Below are 20,478 nucleotides of genomic sequence, written 5' to 3'. Positions count from 1 at the left end.
ATGAAAAGTGAGCTTCATGTACCAAGTGACTTGAATTTTCTGAATATTGTCGAAAACTGGTTGCTGGGATGTTTGAAAATCCAGTTAGGAGATTCTGTGGATTGGTCGCGGCAATCAAGTCGTTTGAGACTGGCTTTGGTGGAAGCCTACTCAAATGCAGTCCGTCACGCCCACAAGGACAAACCAAATTTACCGATTTTATTGCGTTTGGAAGTCAAAGATCGGGATCTTGCCCTAGAAATTTGGGACTACGGCGAAGGCTTTGATATGTCTACCTACTACGCTCCAAACCCTATGGAAAAACAAGAAGGTGGTTATGGTTGGCTAATTATGAATCGTCTCATGGATAAAGTAGATTATCAGTTGCAGATTAATGGTGCCAACTGTCTCAAGTTAGAAGCTACTTTACCCGAATTAGTCCAATAGACAAAACTTACTATTTTTCAAGTAATCTGATTTATACGAATTTTCAATGCCGAGATTTTGTTTTGGGTATAAGCACACCTTTTAAGTAATTATATTTACTTATTAATTTTCCCGACGTAAAGAAAGTAACTCTTGGGGAGAAGCTAAAAGTTTGATTCTAGTATAGAAAATTTGCCCTTGTTGATTGAGGATAAATAGCCACAAGACATTTACACTACACCATGAGGTTTGTGCTTTGCCTGTTATTTGAACTTGGATATCACCATTTTCTAAAGTCTCAGCTATTCCTGTGTTGGGATAAGCTTTAATGTTTTGGCCTTCTTGTTTTAAGTAGGCTGCGATCGCATCTGTCCCCACAATATCAGATTCAAATGGTGGACGCATCACACCATCTACCGCAAATAAGGCAGCAGTTGCCTCAAATTCTCCAGCATTTAAGGTTTCAAAATAACGTAGTACACTTGTTTCTGTAATTCCCTCAATCTGGAATTCTTCTTTCAACTGCGCTGACGATATAGATTCAGCAGAGGTCATAGAATTACCTGTATTATCCTAGCTAAATATTAATTTCAATACAAAAATCGGTAAAAAGAAAGCTGCTATTGAGATAGATTGCCATACATATACAAATCTTTCTCACGATAGAAGTTTTGATCAGACAAATCTCAAATAATATCTTCTGAATAATTAGTTACCAGGATATAATAAAATTATGTAGATAAAGCAACAAATCTTAATAAAAGGTATTGACTACGTAATGTATGATTTACATGCCTTTGGTTAGGCAAAATCCAAATAAAAAAATGAATCAGTATTCCGTAACAAGCAGCAGTGTAGTAAAAGAGAAAGCCAGCGAGTTGGGCTTTCATAAAGTTGGAATTGCTGCTGTCGATAGGGTAGATGCCACAGAAGCGCAGAGGTTACAAGCATGGATTGAACTGGGTTATCACGCCGATATGAAATGGATGGCTAACCCAAAACGTCAAAATATCAGCTTAGTGATGCCAGAAGCGCGATCGCTAGTGTGTGTGACGCTGAATTACTATACACCACATCAACGTCCCAAAGGCGAGGAATACGCCAAAATTTCCCGTTATGGCTGGGGAAGGGATTATCACAAGGTGATGCATAAAAAACTCAAGCAGCTATCTACATGGCTAGAATCACTTGATCAAGGTGTACGAACTCGTTATTATGCAGATACTGGCCCGGTGCAAGAAAAAGTGTTGGCTCAACTTGCCGGAATTGGTTGGATTGCCAAAAATGGTAATGTGATTACACCGGAATTTGGCTCTTGGGTATTTTTGGGAGAAGTGTTGACAAATTTGGAATTAGAGAGCGATCGCCCTCATACAGAACACTGCGGTAGCTGTACTCGTTGTCTTCAGGCTTGTCCTACGGGTGCAATTACTCAGCCTTTTGTCGTGGATGCTAATCGCTGCATTGCTTATCATACGATTGAAAATCGGGCAGAGGAATTGCCACAGACACTCACACCTCATTTGCAAGGCTGGGTTGCTGGTTGTGATATTTGCCAAGATGTTTGTCCTTGGAATCAACGTTTTGCCAGCACAACTGATATTGAAGACTTTCAGCCTTATCCTGGGAATATAGCTCCCCAACTGCTAGAATTAGCCCAAATCTCAGATCAGGAGTGGGATAAACGATTTCCAGCATCTGCCTTGCGGCGGATTAAGCCAGAAATGTTACGACGCAACGCCCTAGCTAATCTTGACGCATCCAGGCGAAAGAATGACCCCGAAAGTAATTATTTTTGATTTTGATGGCACAATTGCTGATACAGTAGATGCCCTTGTAAGTATTGCTAATCGTCTAGCTGTAGACTTTGGTTATAGACACATAAGTCCAGAGCAATTAGCCCTCCTTAAAAACTTAACATCTAGGGAAATTATTAAGTACTCAGGAGTTTCTCTATTTAAGATCCCTTTTCTAGTTAAAAAAGTTAAAGGGGAATTAAAAAACAAAATCCCAGAATTAAAGCCCATTCCGGGAATTAAAGAAGCATTAATGGAACTCCAAAATCAAGGATATAAACTGGGCATTATCACTTCTAATTCTAAAGAAAATGTTACGCAATTCCTGACAATTAATGATTTAAATCACTTATTTGATTTTATCTACTCAGGAATTACAATTTTTGGCAAAACAACCATAATCAATAATGTATTGAGGCAAAATCAACTCAAACCTCAAGAAGTTATTTATGTCGGAGATGAAACCAGAGATATAGAAGCATCAAGAAAAGCAAATATCCAAGTGATTGCAGTGACTTGGGGCTTTAATTCACCAGAAATACTAGCCAAGCAAAATCCAGATTATTTAATTCAGCGACCTAGCGAACTACTCGAAGTGATGAATAGTCGCTAATTGATCAATAATCAAAAGTCGATAGTAAAAATCTTAACTGTTGGCGATTGACCAAAACAGTAAAGAGGGCAATATCTACCAATGCCAAAAACTTCAATTTTAATATTTGTGACATTGCCCACCCAACAAAATAGCAAGATATCAGAAAAACTTAATTTTTCCGTTCACCCTTTTCCAAAGCTTGTTCTACTAGATCATCACTAACATTGCTTACACTCTCAGTCGGTGAATTCCCAACTTCCTTCGCTAACTCTAGAAAATCATCAGGATTACCAGTTGACTGCGCCTGAGTTTTTGTCTCTTGTGGCTGAGAGGTTTTCTGGTTAGGTGCAGTGGCTGCTTCGGCTGCTGCTGCACCTTTGCCTGTGCGGTCAACTTCACTCACGCTGAATTGTTGTGCAGCTGCATAATCAGCATCAAAATCCACCGTTGGCGCTTTTTCTTCACCACTAGCTATGCTATCGGCAGCTAATTGTGCATCCTGGGTGGAAGCTTCTAAATTGGGCTTCACTTCTTCATCAGGCATAATTAAAACCTTTAGGTAAATTTTTTATTGCTGTAGCGATTATAGCAAAGTAAGGTGCTGCTTTCTTGCTTCTTGCGGGAGACTTTTACCTCTATTAAAAGGTAGATTAAAGCTGCAATTTTAAATTTTTTTAAATCTTTCTATAGGTAGTAGAATTTGACGCTCAAACTTTGGTAAGCCTTAATTTGGCGGGTAAAATTTCTTTGGAAACAAATTTATGACTGCAAGTTACGATAAAAATATTTCTCAAGCCCAGAGTAATGAAACTCAAAACTTGGTGGATGCGTTTAATGCCTTAGATACCGATGCAAAATTAGCTTGGTTCTATTTGGTTTATAAAAAAATGGGTGACTCGATCACCCCAGCTGCTCCTGCTGCTGCTGAACCAGACTTAGCACCACTTCTGCTAGGAGACTATTTTGAGTTATCAGATGAGCAGCAACTAGATATCATGCGGGATATAGTTAACCGCAAAGATACAGAATATTCTCGTGCTTATGGGGCAATCAAAGAAAACAACCAACTGTTAGTTTGGTATGCTTGGGCGGTAGCTATGGGGGATACGGTAGTTGATTTGCCAAGCAGCTACCAGCCAGCTAAAGAAATTAATGATTTGGTTTCGCAAATTGAAGGATTAGAATTTGAAGAACAAATGTCGGTGTTTCGGACAATAGCTGGTGAAGTGGGTTACACGGATGTTAAGCCGATCGCAACGCAAGCAGAAACTGGCAAAACGTCAAGTTTGTAATTAGACTAAATCCATATCCATAACCGTGAAAACAAGATCCCCGACTTATTAAAGAAGTCGGGGATCTGGGGCTTTCAATTATTAAAAATTAAATAGGCTTGCTATTTAGCTATCTGTTAATGATGTATTCACTAACCATTTACCGATTATCTGCTCCAGACAAGTTTCTCTTTCGGTAAAGCCAAGTTTTTTGTAAAATTGGATAGAATCATCTGTAAACAAACAGACATACTGACCTTGCAATTTGTCTAATAAGGTTCGCATCATTGTGCTAGCAATTCCTTGGTGACGATAAGGTGTAAATGTCCAAATATCAACTATGTAAGCATTACAAATACCATCAGATAGTCCGCGAGCAGTGCCGATAATATGATCGCCTGCATAAGCAATACAAGTGGCATAACTGTTGGTAAACGATGCTTTGAGTTGTTCAGCACTTCTACCGTTGTCGAATTTATCTTGACTGAGTGTAGCTTTCATCTCCTCCCAATCAACATTTTCGAGATCGTGTTTGTATGTCACCATTGCAGCACAGAATTTGATAGATGTTACAGTCAGCAAACTAAGAATTTATAACACAGCAAGCTGACTCAAGTCAGATGGTGTGAGATTAGAGTGTACTACTTGACCATCACGGAACCAAACGATGCGCTGGGTTTGACGAGCAACTTCTGGTTCATGAGTTACCATGACAACGGTGATTCCACTGGCATTGAGTTCGCTAAAGATATCTAATACTTCTTCGGTTGTGCGCGAATCAAGTGCGCCTGTGGGTTCATCGGCTAGGAGTACTACGGGACGATTGACAATGGCCCGAGCGATCGCTACTCGTTGTTGTTGCCCACCAGATAGCTGAGTTGGTTTGTTGTTGAGGCGATTTGCTAAACCGACTCTTGTCAGTGCAACTGTTGCGCGATCGCTTCTTTCTTTTGGGTTGATATTAGCATACACCATCGGCAACATCACATTTTCTAAAGCTGTTAGTTGGGGCAATAGGTGGAATTGTTGGAACACAAACCCCAGTTTTTTATTACGGATGTGTGCCAATGAGCGATCGTCCATTTGAGCTACATCGAGGTTATCTAAGTAATAACGTCCGCCTGTGGGACGGTCTAAACAACCGATAATATTCATGGCTGTGGATTTACCAGAACCTGAAGGTCCCATGATTGCACAATATTCGCCCTGTTCCACAATTAGGTTGACATCATTCAGCGCTCGTACTTCTGTTTCGCCACTACCATAAATCTTGAAAATATTTTCTAGTCGAATGATTGCTGGTTTCGGTACAGGATTAGGAACCAGGGAATCGGTAATTGAAATAGTGTTTCTCATAAGGAAATAGGTAATCTTGGACTGGAAAGAGAGTAGCTTACCAGTTGTCACTATAGTAACCACTGTCGCTCTGAATATAAACGCTTACCATTTTCTGACGACTACCCTATCAGAGAAATTGCTCATGAAAGTTGCTGGAGAGAATCAGGTATTGACGACGATGCAGATACTTTTCTCTTATGGTGAAAGTCGCACGCACGGTTTCGGATGGGACGGGGAGATTAGCAATAACTTCTCTCGACCCTACCAATCCCCCTAATTTAATTGGGGGGAGTATGTCAAAATACTTTATAGTCTAAATCCTAAGAAGGGATCTTAAACAAACACGACTTACGCAAAATCATGAAAAAACGAACCGCAAAGTACGCATAGACGCGGAGCGGCTTCCCGCAGGGTAGGACACGAAGGAATAAGGTTTCAGAGAGTTATTGCGTAAGTCCTAACAAAGAATATCTGCATAGACTAAGAGTTAGGCCGCTCATGCTTGAGGGGATGACCGAAAGACAAGGAGGATAAACCAGTGTCCGAGTTTGTAGACAAAGTAGCCATAGTCACCGGCGCGGCGACCGGTCTTGGTGAAGCCATTGCCGTCAAGCTGTACGAAAATGGTGCGAAAATTATCCTTGCGGACATTGACGTCGCCCGGGCGCATGAAGTCGCCGGGCGGCTGGATTCGTCTGGCAAGCGTGCATACGTCATCGAAACAGACGTATCCGATCATCGTGCCGTCGAAGCAATGGTGGCCGGGACGGTGGAGCGCTTCGGTGGGCTGCACATGGCAGTCAATAATGCCGGCTTCACTGGACCACACGAGATCAGCACCGCCGACTATGAAATCGAATGGTGGCATCGCGTGATTGCGGCCAATCTCAGCGGCATCTTCTTCGGACTGAAATACGAGATTCCGGCAATGATCCAAAGCGGCGGCGGGGCAATCGTTAACATGTCGTCGGTCGCTGGCGCAGTCGGGGTCGCTGGTATCAGTCCCTACATCGCCGCGAAGCACGGCATCATCGGACTGACGAAGGCGGCAGCACTGGAATATGCCAGCCAAGGTATCCGGGTGATCGCAATCGGGCCGGGCTATGTTGACACGCCCAATATGCGCGAATTGCCAGAGGAAGTACGGGCGCAGATGGCCGCCTCGCACCCTTTAGGTCGCCTCGCACGGACTGAGGAGGTCGCGGATATGGTCAGCTTCTTCTTGTCGGAGCGTGCCTCCTTTGTCACCGGCAGTTTCCACCTGATGGATGGCGGCTACACGGCGCAGTAGCGATCGCAGATTCTTTCTTGTTGGGCTGAGTCTGCAAAACCAGCGGAAAAATTATGTAATTTGCTTTGACACCAAACATATTTTGGAACAAATTTCCCAATCCCAAGTCTCCAAGTTCAACGCAAACAACGAATCGCCTCTAATAGACCTCTAGCTTTATTCAGCGTCTCTTCGTATTCTTTCTCTGGCTCAGAATCAGCCACCAAACCTGCACCTGCTTGTACGCTCACTGTCTGATCATGCACTACCATTGTGCGAATTGCGATCGCAGTATTTAATTGTCCTTCAAAATCGTAATATCCATACACACCGGAATAAACACCCCGACGACTAGACTCTAACTCGTGGATAATTTCCATCGCCTTAATCTTGGGTGCGCCGCTTACCGTACCTGCTGGGAAGGAAGCTTTCAGTAAATCCCATGCTGTTTTATCAAGTGCTAATTTACCCACAACATTGCTAACAATGTGCATCACATGGGAGTAGCGCTCAACTACCATTAATTCGTCAACTTTGACGCTACCACTTTCACAAACACGCCCCAAATCATTCCGCCCTAAATCAACAAGCATTACATGTTCGGCAATTTCTTTAGGATCTTCGAGTAAATCCTTAGCGAAGGCTGCATCTTCATTGATGGTTTTACCTCGTGGACGCGTTCCTGCAATCGGACGTACCGTTGCTATCACTCCACCATGTGGATCAGTTTCAGCTTTTACCATCACTTCGGGACTGGAACCGATGATTTGCCAATCTTGGAAGTTAAAGTAAGCCATGTAAGGCGAAGGATTTATCTGACGTAGGGAGCGGTAAAGGGCAAAGGGGTCGCCTGTGTATGGTGTTGATAGTCGCTGGGAAATTACTACTTGGAAGATATCGCCTGCTTTAATATGTTCTTTTGCTTTTTGGACACTAGCACAAAAATCAGGGCGGGTGAAGTTGCTGGTGTATTCCTCTGCTCCTCCAGATACGCGACTTCCAGGCGGTTTCCATTCCAATCTGGTTTTTTGCGGCGATAAGGGTAAAGATAGCTTTTCGAGCATTTGGGTGACGCGATCGCCAGCTTGTTGATATGCTGCTTTTAAATCTACTTTGGGGTCACGTAAATCAGCATAAGCGATCGCCCAAATTTTCCGCTTTACCTGGTCAAAAATCAATAGGTGGTCTACCTGCATCCACAACCCATCAGGGATATTTCGCTCATCTGGTGGATAAATTGGCACGCGCGGCTCAATCCAGCGAATTAATTCATAGCCCCAAAACCCAAATAACCCGCCAATTCCTGGCGGTAGCTGTGGTAACTTAACTGGGTTATAAGGTGCTAAACATTCGGCTAAAGCTGTAAAAGGGTCGCCTGCAAAAATGATCTGTGAACCATCGCGGTTTGTCTGTGTCGTGCGATCGCCCCTTGCTTCCAAAACCCAAACCGGATCGCAGCCCACTAAACTATAGCGTCCTAGTTTTTCTCCGCCTTCTATCGATTCCAACAAAAAGCTATAGGGCTGACCTGCACAGACTTTATACCAAGCAGATACTGGCGTATCTAGGTCTGCTACCCATTCTTGATATACCGGGACGAAGTTGCCTTGTTGCGCTAGGGTGCAAAACTGGGAGAAATCCGGAAACATCATTATTTTTCAAAGGTTATTGGTAATTGGTAATGGGTAATAGGTAATTCTTTTTCTTACCAATTATCCATTACTAATTACCCATTAGCTACTAAAGCTAGTTATGGAGCGTCGTAAGTATAAACACCGCTAAACTTAAGTTTAGCTGGACTGGGGTTTTCGCCGATCCGACGGTCTACATAACGCACTATGTCACGACCTTGCGTCACCTTTTCGGGGAATTCACCATCAGCTGGGTGAATTAAAGTGCTTTCTCCATTGGGTAAAATACGGTAAATTTTGTAATCTGTAATTTTGAGTTTCCGGAGTCTCTGACCGCCCAAAGCGATGCCATATTCTTTACGAGCTAAATACAGCAGGTTTTCACCTTTCCGCATAATAGCGGCACCACCTGTAGGCAATTCAAATACTTGCTCTTTCGGGCTAGTCCAAGTGATAGCGTACTTTTCTTCCACTTCTGCTTTTCTAAGCAAGCCACCAGTGCTGCCAGCAAATAGCGGGGTTTGTCCAGAGAGTGTTTCTGCCATATAAATATTCTCTCAACGTTTTTAGGGAATCCTAACACCGCAACCAGGATCATATTGCGATCGCGTCATAGACTGTAACAGTTTTTAGTCTTTTAGTCATTTGTGATTAGTCAAAAACCAATGCCCCATACTTCGGCTACGCTCAGTACAAGTGCCCAATACTATTTACTCTTGACTTTAGTCCGCTTTTCCTAATGGCTACTCTGAACAATTGGTATGGTGAAGTGAAACTGACTACCCTGGTCTTTGCCAGTTGACTCTGCCCAAATTTCCCCACCCCAGCCATTAACAATTTGACGGCAAATTGCTAAACCAAGTCCAGTTCCGCCAGTGGTGCGGCGTAGCGCTCCCTCTTCTTGATAGAAGCGGTCAAAAACTACTTCTAAACGATTCGGTTCAATGCCGCGTCCAGTGTCAGCTACAGTCACCTCGACCATTTGATGGCTATTCTGAACTGCTTTAATAGTGATTTCTCCTTGGGGTGGTGTAAATTTACAAGCATTGTCTATGAGTTTTGCCAGTACCTCTACCAGCCAATCACCATCAGCTCTAACCAAAGGTAAGTTTTGGGCAATTTGAGTTTTGATTTTGGGCGGCTTTTCCGTTGAGGAACGCGTGCGATTGCGGCTAAGTGATAAGTCCACACACTCTTGTAAACTGAGGGATTCTGGATGCCATTCCACGCGACCGCTTTCTAAGTTGGAAAGTGTGAGGAAATCTTGTACCAGTTTTCGCATCCGCTCTGAGTCGGAAAGAGCAGTATTGAGCATGACCTGCTGCAACTCCAAGGGCATATCCGGCTCACTAGCGAGACTTTCCAGGCACACTTGAATTGTGGATAGGGGGGTACGCAGTTCGTGCCCAGTTATGGCTATGAGGTTGCTGCGGGTGCGGTCTAGGGCTTCTAGCTGCTGGTTAAGTTCTTCTAGGTTGGCGTAAGCTTCGGCTTGGATGAGAGCTGCTCCCACTTGGGTAGCGATCGCTTTTACCAAATCTAATTCCCCAGGTTGGCACTCGTGCGGTGGCATTCGGCAGTAGTGCAACTCCACGATGCCCAATAATCGCCCCTGATAAAATACTGGTTCCATCAGCCAAGAACGAATGGCAAACTTTTTGGCAATCAAGGAAAGTCCCGGCGAATCGGTAACGCGAGGGTCAATCAGCGTATCGCTTACACAAACACCTTCGCCTTGTTCCACTATGTCCTGAAAGAGAGAATTTTTCTCTAACTCCCAGGTTTGCCCACGAACAGATAAAACACCTGGAGTCAAAAACTCGTGTTCCATTATGGCTTGGCTATCTGTGGCTTGAGCGCGGTAAATTAGACAGCGACAAGCTTCTAAGTGTTGTCCTAATTCTTGTGCCGCCACCTGGAGAACTTCGTGAGGATCGAGCGATCGCCGAATGGCAGTGCTAATCGTATTGACTAATCGTTCTTTACGTGCTTGAGCAGCAATTGAACGGTAGGCTTTGTGCAATTTGTACTGGCTAGCTTGCAGATAAGTTAGTAAACGCTGCACAAAGGGATCAGTATCGATGTCACAAGCATATTCGTTGATCTGTTCTGCTCCAGAGTAGCTTCGCGGCTCTTTGATGCCAAACCTTTGACATCCCTCCTCAATTTTGCTTGCCAATTCTGGTCTGTAAACCAAAATCCTGTCTAAAAGCAATTCGGCTGCTTTGAGGCTAACTCCCCTTTCCGATGTCCAAATTCCCTCAAATCTTCGCGCTGCGTCTATATCCAGATTCGGGCTTAGTTCCGGTAGTTGCTTGTTTTTGGCAATAGAACCAAGGCTTTCCCGGCAAACCAGACAAGTCGCGTAATTGTCGGCAATCACTATCAAATGCCACTCTTGACTTAAGCCATCATTTGGCTCAAAAGCTACCCTTTCGTAGTGTTCTGAACTATTGGTAAAATTGGTAAAATCAGTTTCTGGAGCAGATAATACGTATACTTGATTACTTCGTAAAGCTAGTCGCTGGTAGCGATGAGCTTCTTGGCGGTAGAATCGCTCTCGCTGGAAACTAGCAATTACAAGGGGTTGGGCTAAAGTTCCAGCCAAAACTTGATCTTCCATCGCGTGGGAGAGCGCCGTTAGTGAAGCCTTAAAATATAGCTGGGACCGCAAGTAGGGTAGGGACTTTAGCAGATCACTCAGCACAGAAGTTGAAATGCTCATGAATTATCGTTTAACGCCCAATCTCAACAAGATCCACGTCACAGCTGCATTGTACAAATTACAAGGGACTTTCAAGTTAAATAGACTAGTTGCAATATGTAAAGAACGCTAAAAAGCACTTTTCAGCAACGTAAACGCAACACTTTGTTACTAACTAGCAGGAGCGTGTACAGCTTCATTTACAGGAAGTCGGCTTGTAGTCCATCTCTTCAAGGGGTGGAATCAATCGCTCGACTTGGAGCATGGTTTTTTTTCAATGTCCAATCATCCAATGACCCTGAAATCCCACACCTTCAGGCAGTAGGATCAGGTTAAAAAGATATTTTAAATCATCGGCTACTACGCCCAATATACATTCTCGACTAGCTTTGCATATGCTTGTACAGGTAAAATCTTTCAGCACTAAGTACCAAATAATTAATTACTACTAACCACTGATCATTGATTGATAGTCCATGCGACTATTACCTACATTGTATTTATGCTCACTAAAGAAATTTTCTTACCCAAAAATCATTACTGCTACATTCACATAATTTAATCCATAATTAGTGATTAAATTTAATCAATTAATTATTTATCATAAATTTGTTTAATCAAATACCAAAGAGATTTAAGACAAAATCGTATAATGGTAGGGAACAAATGCTCTCTACATCCAACAAAAACTGTAAATTTCGCCTTTTTGCTGAGTATACTATATGTCTTGTGTCTTGAGAAAGTTGAATGACTAATGAATTATCTCAAAATCCTCAGTTTTCACTCTTGACTTTAGACTTATAAAATAGAAATTTCTCAAGATTTTTATATGGATTTGAGCGCTGCTATTTTGTCAACAGTATGTAAGGATTACTTTGGCTAGAATAGCTCAAACGAGTTTTAGAGAGCGGATTTTTTCGGAAGTTGTGAGTGTCAGCGACCTCTACTCGGAAGACCACGAAAATCTAGACCTGTACACGGAACTTTGACTAATGACACCGGATACGCTAATGACCCCGGAAAAAATTTTCCTGGATGGAAAAACTTTTATTCCTGCCGAACAATTACCAATCCCGGAGTGGCCTTGTGTTGTGAGTCAAAGGCCACAACCGACACTGACGGTAAAAGATGATGATTTATTTTTTGTAACAGATACTATCGGGAACATTTCTGGCTGTTCCCTCAACGATGGCAATCCCAGCATGGGACTGTTTTGTTGTGATACAAGATTTATCAATCGCTTGGAGTTGCAAATTGAAGGGCGATCGCCTGTACTCCTCAGTAGTACTGCTGAAAAAGGGTTTTCACTCTCAGTTTTATGTACCAACCCCAGAATCGACGAACGCCTGAAAGCCGACACTGTAGGAATTCGCCGGGAAATCGTGCTGAATGGGGCACTATTTGAAGAAATAGAGATATCTAACTACAGCACAACTACCGTCAGTTTTGAACTAAGCATCAGCTTTGATGCAGATTTTCTTGATTTATTTGAAGTCCGGGGCTATGACAGAGAAAAACGAGGTAGGCTTTTACGTCTAGCGGAACCGACGGCTGAAGAAGGAACATTTTCTCTGGTCGATGGCGTTTTGCCTATACCTAAAGAGCCACCATCTTTTAGGGAAGAATCTTTAACACTCGCCTATCAAGGTCTGGATGGGTCGGTGATGGAATCCCGTATTCTATTTCAGCAGCGGCAACCAAACTATTTCAAGGGTTACACTGCGGTTTGGCAGCTAGAGTTGGCTTCTCACGAAACTCAAAAGCTGGGCTACCGAGTGAATATGTTGAAAAACAACCAGTCCAGTTCAACTGTAAGCGCAGCTTTCACCTTAGGACAGGCGAAAGCTGCTGAGTTTATGGAGAAGCAAAACTGGGTACAGCAAATTACACGCATTAGCTCAGATAAGAATACCTTCAATCGAGTGATTGAGCGGGCTGAACAAGATATGTATTTGTTGCGCCAGTCTTTTGGTAAGCATAAGACTGTTTCTGCTGGAGTGCCGTGGTTTTCTACACTATTTGGACGGGATTCGCTGATTACAGCTTCCCAAGCCCTGATGTTAAACTCGCAAATCGCCAAGGAAACCCTGATATTACTGGCGACATACCAAGGTCAAATCGACGACGAATGGCGCGAAGAAGAACCGGGTAAGATTTTGCACGAGTTACGTTTGGGAGAAATGGCTCGTTGTCAAGAAATTCCCCATACACCTTACTACGGTACAGTTGATGCCACTCCGCTATGGCTGATGCTGTATGCCGAACATTATGCTTGGACTCATGATCAAGAACTCTTAGAGCAACTTTGGCCGAATGCTCTAGCCGCAATGGAGTGGATCGATCGCAATACCAAACAAACCAGCTACCTCAGTTACTTCCGTAAATCCAAACGCGGTCTTGTTAACCAAGGTTGGAAAGATTCTGGCGACTGTATTGTAGACCACAAGGGAGAATTAGCCAATGGCCCAATTGCCCTTTGTGAGGTGCAAGCTTATGTATATGCTGCAAAAATGCGCCTAGCAGAAATAGCTAGGATGAAGAAGCGGCTTGATTTGGCAGATCGTTGGCAAGAAGAAGCTAGAAGTCTTAAGGTTCGTTTTAATCGAGATTTTTGGGTAGAAGACCAAGATTTCTGCGCTTTAGCTTTGGATGGAGATGGCAAGCCAGTAGACAGTATTACCTCAAATCCTGGTCATTGTCTACATTTGGGCCTCTTCACACCCGAAAAAGCCTATAGTGTAGCAGAACGCTTGCGGGCACCAGATATGTTTAATGGTTGGGGCATTCGTACCCTGAGTAGTTTGTCACCTGCCTACAATCCAATGGGCTATCACATTGGTTCAGTTTGGCCCCATGATAACGCTCTGATTGCAATGGGATTGCGATCGCTTGGTCTTATCGATCAAGCCCTAGAACTTTTCCAAGGTTTATTCGACATGACTAGTCGGCAGCCTTACCAACGTCCTCCAGAACTTTTCTGCGGCTACGAACGGAACGGTGATAATGCCCCTGTGCAGTATCCAGTTGCCTGTACTCCCCAAGCTTGGGCTACTGGGAGTATCTTCCAACTGCTGCAAATGATGGTCAACTTGGTGCCTGACGCTCAAAATAACTGCTTGCGAATAATCGACCCCGCTTTGCCAGAATCGATTAATCGCCTGTCCTTTCATAATTTGCGAGTCGGCCCCACCATCCTCGATTTGGAATTCGAGCGTTCTGGTACTACGACTGCTTGTCGCGTTGCCAGAAAACGGGGCAATCTTCGGGTAGTTATTGAAGCTTAGAAAGAGTAGGGAGTGGTGAATTACCCACTCCCTATTTTATTCTGCCGGGCGATCGCACTAAGCATGACCTGAAATTCAGCACCAGGGCTGTCCTACCATCCACTCCAACCAACCCAGTGTTAGTCTGCTTCATCACCAGTGTGTAGAGTTCTCAAAAGCTGCTCTGTAAGCTCGATCAATTCATATAGAACCCATTTGATATCTCTAAGAAGCTGCGAGTCTCTTAAGCATGAGCCTAACAAAACAAAGATTGAGCTTGGTCGTGGCATTCGATAGTGTTCACTCAAAGTTCTTGACCAGGATCTTACAGCGCCCCATCCAAGCATTCGACCGCTCAATTACCGAAGAAAGGCTTTAGCGCGGAGGCAGAAGGCAGAAGGGAATACTGCTTCCAGCCCTCTGCCCGTGACCAAAGCGAACTTGCGGTTTAAAGCCCCGCCGTCTACACGGCGCCGACAATTGGTTGGGGTCTGAATCCCCATTCAATTGTTCCTTCTGCCCTCTGCCCTCAGCATAGCTGCCTTCTTCAAAAATTCTCGCGTGACCCCTAGTTGTACTCTCCAGGAAGATCAGTTTTTCTAACAGTAATGCTGCCAATTTTCTTACCTGACATTCTCAATAATTCATCACCTGAAAATTCAAAACCAAGCTTTAGTGCTATTCGCGCAATATCATCTGCGGTTGGTGCTGCGAGCACCTCGTTTTTAAGTTCAGGTTCAGACTGCATTTTCTTTAAAAATGCTTCGATTTGCTCAAAAGCCATATTTAAAATTTGATCCTCGCTAGCTACTCGTAATATAAAGAAAAACAGCAGTATATTCTTTAAGACTAGCAGCACAAGGGTATCAAGATTCGGGGGAAAGATGATTATCGCGACGCGCTGCTCTTCATTTATCAGAATCTTGCTTATAGAACCCATTTGGGATCTTGGGAGAGAGGGTAAGATGAGAAATAAATGCCATACTCTAGCAGTTTAAGCGACAAAGAGTGGGAAATCATTGAACCACTGTTGCCCCATAAGAAGCAAACTAGACATCCATTGTGGACAAAGCGACAAATTTTAGATGGTATCTTTTATCAACTTAAGAATGGGTGTAACTGGTGCGATTTACCCTGCATATTTACCGCCCTACTCAACAGTGTTTTGGCATCTCCTTGCAGTGGCGAGAGACGGAGGTGCTAGAGCGGATGATGACGACGTTGCTTAGGGATTGTGCGCGAACGCGCAAAAAAAAACTAAAGTGGACAACCCTGCTGATCATCGACTTCGGTTGCAGTCAAGAATACCTGCAATGCAGGTGTAGAGTCCAAAGGGTTCTGTCATTACAAATGTACCAATGGCATCAAACGACACTTGGCAGTAGATACTCTTGGTCTACCATTCTTCACTCACTGCACCAAAGCCAGTATGAGTGATGACGGTGGCTTGATTGAACTATTGACCCAAAATTTGGAGTACTTTCGTGCCAAGCCTGTAAACATACCAAAAATTACGATTCTGCACGGGCGACGGCTACCACCCAGACAAAATCACAACTGCTCTGCAAATACTCTACCCTCGGATAATGACCAAGATCCGATTCCAACTGGCACCCAAACCCACAAAAGCAGAAATTGCAACCCAAGGCATTGCAGGCTTTGTTCCGATCGCCTACGGCGGGCGGGTACGCCATCGCAACTCGTTGGGGGAAGAGAACGCTCGAATGCTTGGATGGAACGATGTAAGAGTTTGGTTAAAAACTTTGAGCGAACTCTGGCTCATGCGACTGCCAAGCTCAATCTCTGTTTTATCCGGCTCATGCTCAAGCGTTTAGCTCAGGCATAGATATCAAATGGGTTCTATATCTATTTGAATAGAATCATAGAAATAGGTTATCTGGAGCATAACCAACCCAGTAGCTGTTTTTTGTTCCAAAGACCAATATTTTTCAGCCTCTTGTCGCACTGTCTTTTTCCAATCTTGAAGCCGATTGCCCTTACCGCGTTTACGAGCTTGTTGTGATACTGGTGGCCCATCTACTATGAACTCAAATCTGGTCAATGCACTTCTAAATAATAGATGACAGGTTATTTTATGCTAGTAACCTCGAACACAACCAGATAATTCCCGCTACTCAGCTGGATTTAGCTTCTCTCTTACTGCTGTTACTAAATGTTAACTTACCAGCTTACCGACGCGATCGCCTCAAATTCAAAGATGGTTATAATAGACCTCTTGCACGAATGCAAAACTACCCTCAACCCCCAACCCCTTCTCCCAAAATTGGGAGAAGGGGAGGCAATTTCAAAGTCCCTCTCCCAAGGATGGGAGAGGGATTTAGGGTGAGGGCTTTTGATTTATGCAAGAGGTCTAATATTTCTGCTTAAAGTTGGGTTAAGGATGTAAAAACAACAATTATTTACACCCAAACTGCTAATTCCTAACTCTTAGAGGATGTTTGAAAAGTATTGTTATTAACATCAAAACCTCAGAAATTTAACCCCCGATCAAGCCTTCTCTACAAGGAAATGGGGGTTTCAAAGCCTTTTTTCCTATAAAGGAGAGGAATAAAAGCGGGGTTTTAAGTATACTTTATAACTTTTCAAACAACCTCTTAAGCTTCCTCTGAATTTTCTCTCTTATGTCCTGGGGATGCTTCATAAAGTGCATCGAGATGTTGACGCGCATCTTCAACGTTAATCGAACGCATTACCAAAAGTGGCTCTTTAATTAAGTTGCCCGCGCTATCTAATAACTCTGGATGGGGTACAAACTGTTTTTTTGATGAATAATAACCATAGTTACCTTGATTATTCATTGCCGAGGAATTCGTCGGGTAAGTTCGATCCCGATCAAAACTGAACATGATCAGGTTACGAATTAAGTTGCCAACAGCTATAAATGCAAGGATTGTAAAAGCAAGAATGTAAAGCAGGTGTAACATTAGATTTTCCTCCAAAACAACAATTTTTAAAACTTTATTTTGTAACGCTTTACTTCGCCGATACTGTGACTCACAGTTAGGACAAGTATTTAACGCGCTCTTTTACGTGCGTTTACATTTATATGGAGCTATTTGTCAACCGTTATTCAACTTACGGTAACATAGGATACATTATTTTGTTAATCAAAATAATGTTAATAAATTGTTAAGATTTTTGTACTATCTCTTTAACGACTGATCTAGCATTTTGTCGTTAGACATCGCTAAGTAGTCTGCCAAAATTTAGCAAATGCTCCCATCTGCTGCTTAGACTTCACGCCCTTGACGGAAGCGCATTGCCACATTCCAGCATTCTGTTACTAGTTGATGCCAAGGCATTATCGTTGCCATATCAATCCCGACTTGTTTATCAGTTGCAGTAAATAGCATCTTCGCCGTATTTAGTTCATCTTGCGCTTGCTTAATCCGCAAGAGCAAGTCAGATTGCTCTTGGTCACTCATAAATGATAGTTGCTCAGTTTCGAGTAAATGGCGCGATCGCGTAAACCAATGTTGAAAATCTTCTAGCAGAGGTTCTAAAACCGTTTTCAGCAACTCAGGCCCTGGTACATTTGAGTTTGACATAAATGAGAACTATATTTCCAACTTGCTTACTAATATTAACGTTCTTTATGTTTCTTAACACTTTTATTATTTCTCTCATAATTCAAAAGAGGTGAAAAGATGTAACAAAGAACACATAATTTATTATATAGTCTTGATATCGGGTTTGTACACTTCCTTTGGAGAGGCATCTATAGGTATAGCTGACACCGAGTTGTAATCCATAAGATAAATTAGCGATGTCTACGACGGGCTACGCCTACGCCTGGAATTCTGAGTTTGACACTCAGCTAACCAATCAAAAATTTATCTTCATCCCCGCTCATAAATTAATTCAGTAGTTGGAAGAGAAAGCCGAACTGGCAAAAATCAAAGTCGTTATAGTTGAATAAGCCTACAGATTCAGATAAATCACCTTTTGTAATCACTTCGCCAATGGTTCAGCAGCCAATGTCGCCAAATTCATCAAATCAGTCAGAACAAGTTGAAAAAATTTATTTACCGCGTACCAGCGAATCGGAGAACTTAAAAAAGATTCGCCACACTGCTTCCCATGTAATGGCAATGGCAGTACAAAAGCTGTTTCCCAAGGCACAAGTTACAATCGGCCCTTGGATTGAAAACGGTTTTTACTATGACTTCGACAATCCACAACCATTTAGCGAAAATGATCTCAAAGCCATCAAGAAAGAGATGGTGAAAATTATCAATCGCAAACTCCCAGTCATTCGGGAAGAAGTCAGCCGCGAAGAAGCCGAACGCCGGATTCAGGAAATTAAGGAGCCTTACAAGCTAGAAATCCTGGGAGATATCAAAGAGGAACCAATCACGATTTACCACGTGGGGAATGAATGGTGGGATTTGTGTGGAGGGCCTCATCTGGAAAATACCAGTGAATTAAACCCGAAAGCAGTTGAATTAGAAAGCGTTGCTGGTGCTTATTGGCGTGGGGATGAAACTAAAGCTCAACTACAACGCATCTACGCCACCGCCTGGGAAAGCCCAGAACAACTCACTGAATATAAGCGACGCAAAGAAGAAGCGCTGCGGCGAGATCACCGGAAGCTGGGTAAGGAACTAGGATTATTTATATTTTCTGACCAAGTGGGGCCGGGTTTACCTTTGTGGACGCCCAAAGGCACTCTGTTGCGGAGTACTTTAGAAGATTTCCTCAAGCAAGAACAGATAAAACGGGGTTATTTACCTGTAGTAACACCTCACATTGCCAGAGTAGATTTATTTAAAACCTCTGGACATTGGCAGAAATATAAAGAAGATATGTTCCCCTTAATGGCGGATGATCAGGAGTCTGCTGCTAATGAACAGGGCTTTGTCTTGAAGCCGATGAATTGCCCTTTTCACATCCAAATATATAAGAGTGAGTTACGCTCCTATCGGGAACTACCTTTGCGATTTGCAGAATTTGGTACTGTTTACCGCTACGAACAATCAGGGGAATTGGGCGGCTTAACGCGGGTGCGCGGTTTTACTGTGGATGATTCTCACCTGTTCGTCACCCCAGAACAGCTAGACAGCGAATTCCTCAGTGTAGTGGATTTGATTTTGTCGGTGTTCAATAGTCTGCAACTAAAGAACTTTAAAGCTAGACTTAGTTTCCGCGATCCAGCTAGTGATAAGTACATCGGTGACGATGAAGTTTGGGACAAAGCCGAAGGGGCGATTCGCCGTGCAGTTGAAACCTTGGGGATGGAACACTTTGAGGGAGTTGGGGAAGCGGCATTTTATGGGCCAAAACTTGACTTTATCTTTAGTGATGCCCTAGATCGGGAGTGGCAATTAGGAACTGTGCAGGTAGATTACATTTTGCCAGAACGCTTTGATTTAGAGTATGTCGCCGAAGATGGTGTTCGCAAACGCCCAGTAATGATTCACCGTGCGCCTTTTGGTTCACTAGAACGGCTAATTGGGATCTTAATTGAAGAATATGCGGGTGATTTCCCTTTATGGTTAGCGCCAGTGCAAGCTAGATTACTGCCAGTGGGTGATATACAGGTAGACTTTGCTAAAGATGTGGTAACGAAAATGAGAGCGTTGGGCATCCGTGCAGAAGTTGATACCAGTGGCGATCGCTTGGGTAAACAGATTCGCAATGCAGAGAAAGAAAAAATACCCGTGATGGCTGTGGTGGGAGCTAAGGAAGTGGAAACTAATACTTTGAGTATCCGTACTCGCGCTTCTGGGGAATTGGGAGTCATCCCTGTAGATGAGGTGGTGGATAAGATGAAGGATGCGATCGCTAAGTTCGAGAATTTCTAAAATCTAACCGCAGACGCACACTAATCACAATTGGTGTGCGTTTTGTTTAGTAGGGTACAGAGGCTAGTACCGCAAGGCGGAAGTCAAAAATCAAAAGTCAAAAGTCAAAAGTAATATGGAATAAGCTCTTTAGGGATTTTAAATGGTTGCTCTATTTCCGCCGTAGCGTACTAGCTGGTAGGTTTTGGTAAAGGTGCGATCGTAATGTATTTACAGCTATTTTCAGGTAAATAAACCACGCGGTAGGGGCACAGCATTGCTGTGCCCTTACGACAGATGCGGTTCAAATACATGAAAACTGCTGTAATATGACGTCAGTTCCACGAACCTCTCCCTGGCTTGAACTAATTTCAAGTCTGTGCCTTTGGAAGTTGGAGAGG

At 43.3% G+C, this 20,478-nt stretch carries 21 protein-coding genes and 1 pseudogene; 11 read left to right on the top strand and 11 right to left on the bottom strand.

Features of this window, described 5'->3' with window-relative positions:
* Nucleotides 1–426, top strand: a complete 426-nt coding sequence (locus tag Q0541_RS21440; protein WP_273763103.1) for an anti-sigma regulatory factor — start codon at nucleotides 1–3, stop codon at nucleotides 424–426.
* A gap of 102 nt (nucleotides 427–528) precedes the next feature.
* Here Q0541_RS21440 and Q0541_RS21435 read toward each other — a convergent pair whose 3' ends face one another.
* Entirely contained in the window at nucleotides 529–960 is a 432-nt protein-coding gene (locus Q0541_RS21435) for a ketosteroid isomerase family protein (protein WP_298914934.1), read from the bottom strand.
* Between the two features lie 269 nt (nucleotides 961–1,229).
* Between Q0541_RS21435 and queG the strand changes: the two genes are divergently transcribed.
* Both queG and Q0541_RS21425 read left to right on the top strand, forming a co-directional pair.
* Complete coding sequence (gene queG, locus Q0541_RS21430; RefSeq protein WP_298914931.1) at nucleotides 1,230–2,204, top strand: tRNA epoxyqueuosine(34) reductase QueG; 975 nt, start codon at nucleotides 1,230–1,232, stop codon at nucleotides 2,202–2,204.
* The gene (locus Q0541_RS21425) at nucleotides 2,179–2,814 is read left to right on the top strand and encodes an HAD-IA family hydrolase (RefSeq protein WP_298914928.1); all 636 of its coding nucleotides are present in this window, start codon (nucleotides 2,179–2,181) and stop codon (nucleotides 2,812–2,814) included. The genes queG and Q0541_RS21425 overlap by 26 nt, the downstream gene beginning before the upstream one ends.
* A gap of 151 nt (nucleotides 2,815–2,965) precedes the next feature.
* Here the strand turns inward: Q0541_RS21425 and Q0541_RS21420 are convergent, their stop codons facing one another.
* On the bottom strand, nucleotides 2,966–3,340 hold the full coding sequence (locus Q0541_RS21420; protein WP_298914925.1) for a hypothetical protein: 375 nt from the start codon (nucleotides 3,338–3,340) through the stop codon (nucleotides 2,966–2,968).
* A 217-nt stretch (nucleotides 3,341–3,557) separates the two neighbouring features.
* On the opposite strand from Q0541_RS21420, the gene Q0541_RS21415 reads away from it, so the two are divergent.
* On the top strand, nucleotides 3,558–4,088 hold the full coding sequence (locus Q0541_RS21415; RefSeq protein ID WP_298914922.1) for an orange carotenoid protein N-terminal domain-containing protein: 531 nt from the start codon (nucleotides 3,558–3,560) through the stop codon (nucleotides 4,086–4,088).
* A 105-nt stretch (nucleotides 4,089–4,193) separates the two neighbouring features.
* On the opposite strand, the gene Q0541_RS21410 is transcribed toward Q0541_RS21415, so the two are convergent.
* Nucleotides 4,194–4,568, bottom strand: coding sequence for a GNAT family N-acetyltransferase (locus tag Q0541_RS21410; RefSeq protein WP_298914919.1), 375 nt, complete (start codon nucleotides 4,566–4,568; stop codon nucleotides 4,194–4,196).
* Nucleotides 4,569–4,658: 90 nt separating this feature from the next.
* Entirely contained in the window at nucleotides 4,659–5,423 is a 765-nt protein-coding gene (locus Q0541_RS21405; RefSeq protein ID WP_298914915.1) for an ABC transporter ATP-binding protein, read from the bottom strand.
* A 16-nt stretch (nucleotides 5,424–5,439) separates the two neighbouring features.
* Here Q0541_RS21405 and Q0541_RS21400 point away from each other — a divergent pair, with 16 nt between their 5' ends.
* Entirely contained in the window at nucleotides 5,440–5,682 is a 243-nt protein-coding gene (locus Q0541_RS21400; protein WP_298914912.1) for a hypothetical protein, read from the top strand.
* Nucleotides 5,683–5,943: 261 nt separating this feature from the next.
* Nucleotides 5,944–6,696, top strand: coding sequence for an SDR family NAD(P)-dependent oxidoreductase (locus tag Q0541_RS21395; RefSeq protein ID WP_298914909.1), 753 nt, complete (start codon nucleotides 5,944–5,946; stop codon nucleotides 6,694–6,696).
* 116 nt (nucleotides 6,697–6,812) lie between these two features.
* Here the strand turns inward: Q0541_RS21395 and trpE are convergent, their stop codons facing one another.
* The 3 genes from trpE to Q0541_RS21380 form a co-directional block, all read right to left on the bottom strand.
* The gene (gene trpE, locus Q0541_RS21390) at nucleotides 6,813–8,327 is read right to left on the bottom strand and encodes an anthranilate synthase component I (RefSeq protein WP_298914905.1); all 1,515 of its coding nucleotides are present in this window, start codon (nucleotides 8,325–8,327) and stop codon (nucleotides 6,813–6,815) included.
* Nucleotides 8,328–8,425: 98 nt separating this feature from the next.
* Complete coding sequence (locus Q0541_RS21385; protein ID WP_298914902.1) at nucleotides 8,426–8,851, bottom strand: photosystem I reaction center subunit II PsaD; 426 nt, start codon at nucleotides 8,849–8,851, stop codon at nucleotides 8,426–8,428.
* A gap of 191 nt (nucleotides 8,852–9,042) precedes the next feature.
* Entirely contained in the window at nucleotides 9,043–11,031 is a 1,989-nt protein-coding gene (locus Q0541_RS21380; protein ID WP_298914899.1) for a DICT sensory domain-containing protein, read from the bottom strand.
* Between the two features lie 971 nt (nucleotides 11,032–12,002).
* Here Q0541_RS21380 and Q0541_RS21375 point away from each other — a divergent pair.
* Nucleotides 12,003–14,294, top strand: coding sequence for an amylo-alpha-1,6-glucosidase (locus tag Q0541_RS21375; RefSeq protein WP_298914896.1), 2,292 nt, complete (start codon nucleotides 12,003–12,005; stop codon nucleotides 14,292–14,294).
* 547 nt (nucleotides 14,295–14,841) lie between these two features.
* Here Q0541_RS21375 and Q0541_RS21370 read toward each other — a convergent pair.
* The gene (locus Q0541_RS21370; protein ID WP_298914893.1) at nucleotides 14,842–15,213 is read right to left on the bottom strand and encodes a Nif11-like leader peptide family natural product precursor; all 372 of its coding nucleotides are present in this window, start codon (nucleotides 15,211–15,213) and stop codon (nucleotides 14,842–14,844) included.
* Between the two features lie 36 nt (nucleotides 15,214–15,249).
* On the opposite strand from Q0541_RS21370, the pseudogene Q0541_RS34560 reads away from it, so the two are divergent.
* From Q0541_RS34560 to Q0541_RS21360, 3 genes and pseudogenes are all read left to right on the top strand, one after another.
* Nucleotides 15,250–15,354, top strand: a pseudogene (locus Q0541_RS34560) (IS5/IS1182 family transposase); the annotation flags it as partial.
* Between the two features lie 4 nt (nucleotides 15,355–15,358).
* Nucleotides 15,359–15,502 (top strand): hypothetical protein, encoded by a 144-nt coding sequence (locus Q0541_RS21365; RefSeq protein WP_298914890.1) that lies wholly within the window; start codon nucleotides 15,359–15,361, stop codon nucleotides 15,500–15,502.
* A gap of 146 nt (nucleotides 15,503–15,648) precedes the next feature.
* On the top strand, nucleotides 15,649–16,119 hold the full coding sequence (locus Q0541_RS21360) for a transposase (RefSeq protein WP_298914887.1): 471 nt from the start codon (nucleotides 15,649–15,651) through the stop codon (nucleotides 16,117–16,119).
* Between the two features lie 3 nt (nucleotides 16,120–16,122).
* Here Q0541_RS21360 and Q0541_RS21355 read toward each other — a convergent pair whose 3' ends face one another.
* The 3 genes from Q0541_RS21355 to Q0541_RS21345 all read right to left on the bottom strand — a co-directional run bounded on the left by Q0541_RS21355 (nucleotide 16,123) and on the right by Q0541_RS21345 (nucleotide 17,842).
* Nucleotides 16,123–16,335 carry a hypothetical protein gene (locus Q0541_RS21355; protein ID WP_298914884.1) on the bottom strand — a complete coding sequence of 71 codons (213 nt, stop codon included), beginning with the start codon at nucleotides 16,333–16,335 and terminating at the stop codon, nucleotides 16,123–16,125.
* Nucleotides 16,336–16,888: 553 nt separating this feature from the next.
* Entirely contained in the window at nucleotides 16,889–17,218 is a 330-nt protein-coding gene (locus Q0541_RS21350) for a DUF2973 domain-containing protein (protein ID WP_298914881.1), read from the bottom strand.
* 306 nt (nucleotides 17,219–17,524) lie between these two features.
* A complete protein-coding gene (locus Q0541_RS21345; RefSeq protein WP_298914878.1) occupies nucleotides 17,525–17,842 on the bottom strand; it encodes a DUF2605 domain-containing protein in 318 nt (105 codons plus the stop codon).
* A gap of 414 nt (nucleotides 17,843–18,256) precedes the next feature.
* Between Q0541_RS21345 and thrS the strand changes: the two genes are divergently transcribed.
* Complete coding sequence (gene thrS, locus Q0541_RS21340; RefSeq protein WP_298914963.1) at nucleotides 18,257–20,098, top strand: threonine--tRNA ligase; 1,842 nt, start codon at nucleotides 18,257–18,259, stop codon at nucleotides 20,096–20,098.
* Nucleotides 20,099–20,478 lie beyond the last annotated feature (380 nt).

Source organism: uncultured Nostoc sp., from assembly GCF_937863485.1.
Classification (GTDB): Bacteria; Cyanobacteriota; Cyanobacteriia; order Cyanobacteriales; family Nostocaceae; genus Nostoc.
This window is presented reverse-complemented; position numbering and strand designations above follow the sequence as displayed.